Raw genomic sequence first — 5,152 nt, 5'->3', positions numbered from 1 at the left:
TATACCGCACTTGCTGCCCGCTCAGGGTCCAAGAAACTCGCCATCATCGCCGTCGCAAGGAAGCTCCTGGTCGTCCTCAACGCCATCATGCGCGACAAAACCGCATTCGCGTGAACACAGTTGCCATGCCGTGACTTGGGAGCGCCGCAGCGGTCCAGAAATTCTGCACCGTTGCACACTTCGGTCTAAGTAACGGCATGGATTCTAGGGTCTGCGCGCGTCGCTTCGCTCCTTGCTCCGCCCTAGAATGACGAGGTTCAGGAGCCTTCAGCTCATCGCCAGCGTTTGCGCTGACTACCCCAACGTTGATGGCCTTGCTCGACAAGTCTGCAATCTTTCAAAATCACTGTGTTGAGGAACTAATGCCGCTTGAAATACTGCCCTTCGCGTTCGTGCTTTCCGGCGGCTTCGCGCGACTTGAAGGTGCCGAGATTGCGGCGCTTGCCGGTCCTGGGATCGATCTTGCGCGAATAGAGCCGGTATTCGCCGGTTTTCAGTTTGCGGATCATGGAAACCTCCTGTGCGGGCCATGACTCCAACCCGCCGTGCCTGCCTCGGTTCCGATCACCATGATGCCCGCGCGCGGCCGGCGGCAAAAAACGCTTCTGTCGGTGAACCATTTCACGGACGCAAACGACCCAATGTCGGAATCGACATCGCAACGACACGATTAAGTCGAATTGTTTGTATTCAAATGACTTTCGCGACGTTATGCGGATGTTGCGAGCGTGCCGGATCTGAGGAGGGTGAGATGGTGACGGCGAAGCTTCACGGTGTTGAACTCGTCAGGGGACAGAAGTGGACAGTGCGCGTCACCGCCTACGGCACCACACTCATCTTCCCCTTCGAAGCCGAGCAATATGCGCGTTCCTACGCCGATGGCCAGGCTTTCCGCCTCGGCGTCGAGGTTGTCGAGTTGAAGGACTGCGCCTGAGAGGCCAAATCCGGTATTCGTCCGTTGGCCTGAAGGCCCATACGGCCCTATACAATGGGCTCATGTCGGCTCTCGACTCGGCAAAGCAATGGGCGCGCGCCATCAAGCGCGACGTGGTGGCGCTGTGGATTGCGGCCCGTGATTCGCGCGTGCCCTGGTTCGCGAAAGCCATCGCGGGCGCCGTCGCGGCCTATGCGCTGAGCCCGATCGATCTCATCCCGGATTTCATCCCGATCATCGGCTATCTGGACGACCTGCTGATCGTGCCTCTCGGCATCATGCTCGCGGTCAGGCTGGTGCCACCCGACCTGATGCGGGAATTCCGTGAAGAAGCCACGCGGCGCGAGAAGCCGGTCAGCAAGGCGGGTCTCGCCTTCATGATCGCGGTCTGGGTTCTGGCGGCGCTGGCGCTCACCTGGCTGTTCTGGCCGAAGCCGGCCTAAAGCGGCGTCGCGATCTTTCAGATTCGCCGATAGCGGTGCACATTCGGCTTGATTAGCGACCCCTTGTATTCGATGCCAATCAGGATCATGCTCAAGGGTGCGTGAAATTACGTGCGCTGCGGGTGGGTCAAAAGGGGTAAGGCGCTATGGAGTTTGCAGTCTGCTACGATCACAGCGGGTTCGATCTGGCGCGGTCGCTCTTCTTCGATCTCACTGCTTTCCTTGCGCTGATAACGCCATGGGCGATCGCGCGGCTGATCGAGATCACGCGCGAGGATGGCGCGGCCGGATTGCAGCTCGCGTGACGGGCTGAAAGCCCGTTCCTGGGATTGTCCTAGCCCTCGCGGCCGACCTTTCGGATCGACAGGTCGCCGAGCAGGACCGAACAGTCGATCTCCTCCTGGAAATGCGCCTGCGGATCGAGCATCAGCCAGGAAGCGTGGGTGCGAAGCTCCTTCAGCCTGGCGTTCTTTTCCGCACGCGCCAAGCGCTCCGCCTCGTCTGTCGAGGCTTGAAACGGCCTTTCGGCCTTGTGATGGTGAGGACTCCTCGACATCGCGGCCTAGAACGCGCCCGACCTGCTTTCGTTCCGCCGCATTGAAATGGCCCACGGCCATTAATTCTTCGGCGCCGGGTTTCGACGACGGGCCAGCCTTGAAGCGTTCAGGGAGCGGGGTAGCCCGGCTTGCCTTGGCGGTAAAAGAGTACGGCTCTCTTACAGGCAAGCCGGGCTAAAGCGCCGACCATTGGGTTTCCTTTGGGGGGTAGCCGGCGCACGGACACAGTGTCCGTTTCCACCTGCGCCCGCAATTGTCGCTGAGGTCCTATGCGCCGGCGCAATGGTCCGAGCGGCCAGGACCGAAACGTTCATGCCTGGAATCACCCGGATCCCGGACGCACGAACGCTCAAGCCCGTGTGAGCCGGCTGCCTTTTTGGAGCGTGCTCTTGACGAAATGCTCGGCGTACCGCGCCCATTCGGCTTCCGTGACGTCGTTCTCCCGAACAGACTGCCTGAAAGCTTCCCGCAATGCGTCGAGATCAAAGATCGACAGCCGGTGATTTCTCTTATGGTTTTTTGTGCCTACGTCCATACTGCGTTGCCACGAACAGCAAGGTAACGTCCATCGTATAGGCGGCGCGTGTCCGGCCGATCAAGGCCTTGGCCCTGACTTCTTTTGGGGGCAAATGCCGTCGCGACTTCCCGCGTCTTATGCAAGGACAGAGCTGCCCGGCCCTGGGCTGGGGCATCCGACAGACGTCGTTATATATTCAGATCCGCAACGCCCGATGACAGGACCGCGCCAGACCGGACGGCGGCGGCGCGGCGCTATGCTCTGCGGGGCATACGTCTTTTGGTCTGGACCTGGGGCCGGATTGGTGGTTGTGTCGGCGCTGAAAGAAGTTCAGGTGGCAGCCGGCCCGCGTCTTCCCCGTCAACAGGAGCGACGCGGGCATTTGCCATTCGGGGTATGGGCGATCTTACCGCTTGCGAATCACAGCTGCCCCGCCGGCAACGGCCCGTCATTAACCTTCCTCCTCGGCACGGACCAAGGTCGGTGTCGCAATTGCGTCACCTCGCCTATACTGTCGCGAACGGGTGGGTGAACGGTGCCGATGTTTGGGAGGTATCTGAAACGGCTTGCACGAATCTGGAGCGGGCTCTCGCTTGCCTGGCAGTTCGTGATCGCGGGCGGCATCGGCCTTCTGGCGGTGATGCTCGTGGTCGGGCTGTGGGTGACATCTCAGATCCGTGACGGCGTCCTGCACAATTCCGCCGCCACCACCGCGCTCTATGTCGACAGCGTGATCGCGCCGCTGCTGCCCGACATGCGCAAGAGCCAGGAGCTGGACGACACCGTCAAGCGGGCGCTGGACGAGACGCTCGGCCAGGGAGCGCTTGGGAAAAGGCTGGTCTCGTTCAAGCTATGGCGGCGCGACGGCACGATTCTCTATTCGAAGGACGCCGACCTCATCGGCAGGCAGTTCAAGCCCAACGCCAATCTCGTCGCCGCTTTCGCCGGCAATGTCATGGTCAAATACAACTCCAACAGGCTCGAAGACGAGGAAGACGAGAAGGAACGGTCGATGGGGGTGCCGCTGCTCGAGATCTACAACCCGGTGCGCGAACCCTGGTCGGGCGAGGTCGTGGCCGTGTCTGAATTCTACGAATTGTCCGGCGATTTCGAGGAATCGCTGCACTCGGCCCTGTTGTGGAGCTGGCTGGTGGTGGCGGGCGCCACGGCGGCGGCGCTGGCCCTGCTCTCGGGCATCGTTTTCCGCGGCAGCCGCACCATCGTCACCCAGCAGGCGGCGCTCGAGGCCAAGGTCTCGGAATTGCAGGCGGCGCTGGCGCAGAACTCGACGCTGCGGCAGCGCGTTCAGCGCGCCTCGCGCCGCGCCGCCGCCATCAACGAGCGCTATCTGCGGCGCATAGGCGCCGACCTGCATGACGGGCCGGCGCAACTTGTGGCGCTCGCCGCGCTCAGGATGGACAGCCCGGCGCTGGTCGACCCGGCCACGTCGAGCACGCTGCGTGAAGCCGAGATCGCCGGCATCCACAAGACGCTCGGCGAAGCGATGCGCGAGATACGCGGCATCTGCAACGGGCTGGTCCTGCCGCAGATCGAAACCCAGGCCATCGCGGACATCCTACGCCTGGCGGTGGCCGAGCATGAGCGCCGCACCAGCACCAATGTGTTGCTAACCCTGCCAGAGCGCTTGCCGGAACTGGGCACCTCGGAAAAGATCAGCATCTATCGCTTCGTGCAGGAAGGCCTGAACAACGCCTTCCGGCACGGCAAGGGCAAGGGCCAGCAGGTCAGGGCCACGACGAAAGGCGGCAAGCTTCTCGTCGAGGTCGTGGACACAGGCCCCGGCTTCGACCCGGCCCGAAGCGAGGGACTTGGGCTTGCGGGCCTGAGGGAACGTATCGAAAGCATAGGCGGTCAGTTCGAGACACTGACAGGCCCCGGGGGAACAAGACTGGTGATCACCTTGTCTGTCGAGGAGCAACCGTGAGCACGTCCATCCGCATCGCAATAGTCGACGACCATCCCCTGTTTCGCGAGGGCGTTGCGCGCAGCCTCGGCGAGATAGGCGGCTTCGAACTCGTGGGCGAAGGCGCCAGCGCCGAGGACGCCGAAAGGCTGGTGCGCGCCAGCACGCCCGATATCCTTCTGCTCGACATCAGCATGCCGGGCGGCGGCCTCAGCGCGCTTGCCAGCATCCTTTCAGCGATGCCCGAGCAGAAGATCGTGATGCTGACGGTGTCGGAGACCAATGCCGACGTCGCCCAGGCGCTGAAGGCCGGCGCGCGCGGCTATGTGCTGAAAGGCGTCGGCTCCAAGGCGCTGGCCGAGATCCTGCGCGATGTCGCCAACGGCCAGAGCTATGTTTCGCCGAGCCTCTCGGCCAGGCTGCTTTCCGACCTTCTGCAGCCCACCGGCAGCAAGCCGGACCCGCTCGCCCAGCTCACCGGCCGCGAAGCCGAGATCCTGAAGCTGGTCGCGGAGGGGCTGAGCAACAAGGAAGTGGCCGCCCGGCTGTCGCTGCAGGAAAAGACGGTCAAGCATCACATGACCAGGGTGCTCGCCAAGCTCAACGTGCGCAACCGCACCGAAGCGGCGCTGCTGATGCATGAGGCGAGGGAGAGGAACTGAGGGGCTGGACGGAGAGTTGGGGAATTGAGGGGCCAATTAGGAACTGAGGAACTGAGGAATTGAAGAATTGAAGAATTGAAGAATTTGAGACGTTGGAGATCGAGGAAGCAAGGAA

Annotated in this window: 7 protein-coding genes; 5 read left to right on the top strand and 2 right to left on the bottom strand. The window is 62.3% G+C overall.

Going from position 1 to position 5,152, the window contains the following annotated elements:
- Positions 1-359: 359 nt before the first annotated feature.
- Positions 360-509, bottom strand: a complete 150-nt coding sequence (locus tag EOA28_RS24280; protein WP_127253757.1) for a hypothetical protein — start codon at positions 507-509, stop codon at positions 360-362.
- 242 nt (positions 510-751) lie between these two features.
- Between EOA28_RS24280 and EOA28_RS24275 the strand changes: the two genes are divergently transcribed.
- From EOA28_RS24275 to EOA28_RS38990, 3 genes are all read left to right on the top strand, one after another.
- Positions 752-934: a hypothetical protein gene (locus EOA28_RS24275; protein WP_036258067.1), complete on the top strand. Its 183-nt coding sequence runs from the start codon at positions 752-754 to the stop codon at positions 932-934.
- A gap of 62 nt (positions 935-996) precedes the next feature.
- Positions 997-1,377, top strand: coding sequence for a YkvA family protein (locus tag EOA28_RS24270; RefSeq protein WP_127253756.1), 381 nt, complete (start codon positions 997-999; stop codon positions 1,375-1,377).
- 146 nt (positions 1,378-1,523) lie between these two features.
- On the top strand, positions 1,524-1,682 hold the full coding sequence (locus tag EOA28_RS38990) for a hypothetical protein (RefSeq protein ID WP_189342161.1): 159 nt from the start codon (positions 1,524-1,526) through the stop codon (positions 1,680-1,682).
- A 29-nt stretch (positions 1,683-1,711) separates the two neighbouring features.
- Here the strand turns inward: EOA28_RS38990 and EOA28_RS24265 are convergent, their stop codons facing one another.
- Positions 1,712-1,864, bottom strand: coding sequence for a hypothetical protein (locus EOA28_RS24265; RefSeq protein ID WP_189342160.1), 153 nt, complete (start codon positions 1,862-1,864; stop codon positions 1,712-1,714).
- Positions 1,865-2,992: 1,128 nt separating this feature from the next.
- On the opposite strand from EOA28_RS24265, the gene EOA28_RS24260 reads away from it, so the two are divergent.
- Positions 2,993-4,396 carry a sensor histidine kinase gene (locus tag EOA28_RS24260; RefSeq protein WP_126078096.1) on the top strand — a complete coding sequence of 468 codons (1,404 nt, stop codon included), beginning with the start codon at positions 2,993-2,995 and terminating at the stop codon, positions 4,394-4,396.
- Positions 4,393-5,037, top strand: coding sequence for a response regulator transcription factor (locus EOA28_RS24255; RefSeq protein WP_127253604.1), 645 nt, complete (start codon positions 4,393-4,395; stop codon positions 5,035-5,037). The genes EOA28_RS24260 and EOA28_RS24255 overlap by 4 nt, the downstream gene beginning before the upstream one ends.
- Positions 5,038-5,152: the final 115 nt, after the last annotated feature.

The organism is Mesorhizobium sp. M2A.F.Ca.ET.067.02.1.1 (genome assembly GCF_004023285.1).
In the GTDB taxonomy this organism is placed as follows: Bacteria; Pseudomonadota; Alphaproteobacteria; order Rhizobiales; family Rhizobiaceae; genus Mesorhizobium.
Note: the sequence above shows the minus strand (reverse complement) of the source record. Positions and strands in the feature narration are given on the sequence as shown.

Excerpts from the sequence above, each read along its gene's own strand:
- EOA28_RS24280 (WP_127253757.1), bottom strand. The coding sequence starts at position 509 with ATGATCCGCAAACTGAAAACCGGCGAATACCGGCTCTATTCGCGCAAG.
- EOA28_RS24275 (WP_036258067.1), top strand. The coding sequence starts at position 752 with ATGGTGACGGCGAAGCTTCACGGTGTTGAACTCGTCAGGGGACAGAAG.
- EOA28_RS24270 (WP_127253756.1), top strand. The coding sequence starts at position 997 with ATGTCGGCTCTCGACTCGGCAAAGCAATGGGCGCGCGCCATCAAGCGC.
- EOA28_RS38990 (WP_189342161.1), top strand. The coding sequence starts at position 1,524 with ATGGAGTTTGCAGTCTGCTACGATCACAGCGGGTTCGATCTGGCGCGG.
- EOA28_RS24260 (WP_126078096.1), top strand. The coding sequence starts at position 2,993 with ATGTTTGGGAGGTATCTGAAACGGCTTGCACGAATCTGGAGCGGGCTC.